This window comes from Micromonospora arborensis (genome assembly GCF_003205615.1).
In the GTDB taxonomy this organism is placed as follows: domain Bacteria; phylum Actinomycetota; class Actinomycetes; order Mycobacteriales; family Micromonosporaceae; genus Micromonospora; species Micromonospora arborensis.
On record NZ_PYBV01000086.1, the window covers coordinates 1 to 630 of the forward strand.

The window sequence follows — 630 nt, forward strand, 5'->3', positions numbered from 1 at the left end:
GTCGGCCAGCCACTGCCACGGGTGGTTCGCGTCCTCCAGGCCCAGCTTGACCAGCACGCCGTTGAGCAGACCGCCCTGGTCGGTGCGGTACACGCCCTGGAAGAGGACCGAGAGGATGGCGACCGAGAGCACCTGCGGGAAGAAGAAGACGACCTTGTAGAAGGCCGCCCCGCGCACCCCCTGCACGCCGCCGGTACCGCTGCGGCCGCCCACGTTGAGCATGAAGGCGAAGAACAGCGCCAGCAGGATGGTGACCAGCGGCAGCACGAGCAGCAGCAGCAGGTTGTGCTGCAGCGCGAGCAGGAAGGGGCTGTCGCCGAAGAGCTTGGTGTAGTTCCTCAGGCCGATGAAGTTCATCTGCTGCGAGGCACCCGACCAGTCGGGCATCGAGTACCCGAAGGTCTGCAGGTACGGCCAGATGACCACGGCCACGTACAGCAGCACCGGGAGGAAGAGGAACCCCACGATGAAGGGGTATTTGCGATGACGCATGGGAGCTGCTCCTGTCCGCCACAGCCTGTGGTCAGACAGGCTCGAAGGTGCGCGGGGGTTGATTCAGCGGGGCGCGTGGAAGCACCGGGGCCCGCGAGCGGGCCCCGGTGTCCGGAGGTGGTACCGAGGCCTGCGCGG

The 630-nt window shown here is 67.1% G+C and carries 1 protein-coding gene; it reads right to left on the minus strand.

Annotated elements, in window-relative coordinates:
* Positions 1 to 492 (minus strand): carbohydrate ABC transporter permease (locus C7C45_RS32880; protein WP_146247486.1); only part of this gene is annotated, 492 nt, incomplete at its 3' end.
* Positions 493 to 630: the final 138 nt, after the last annotated feature.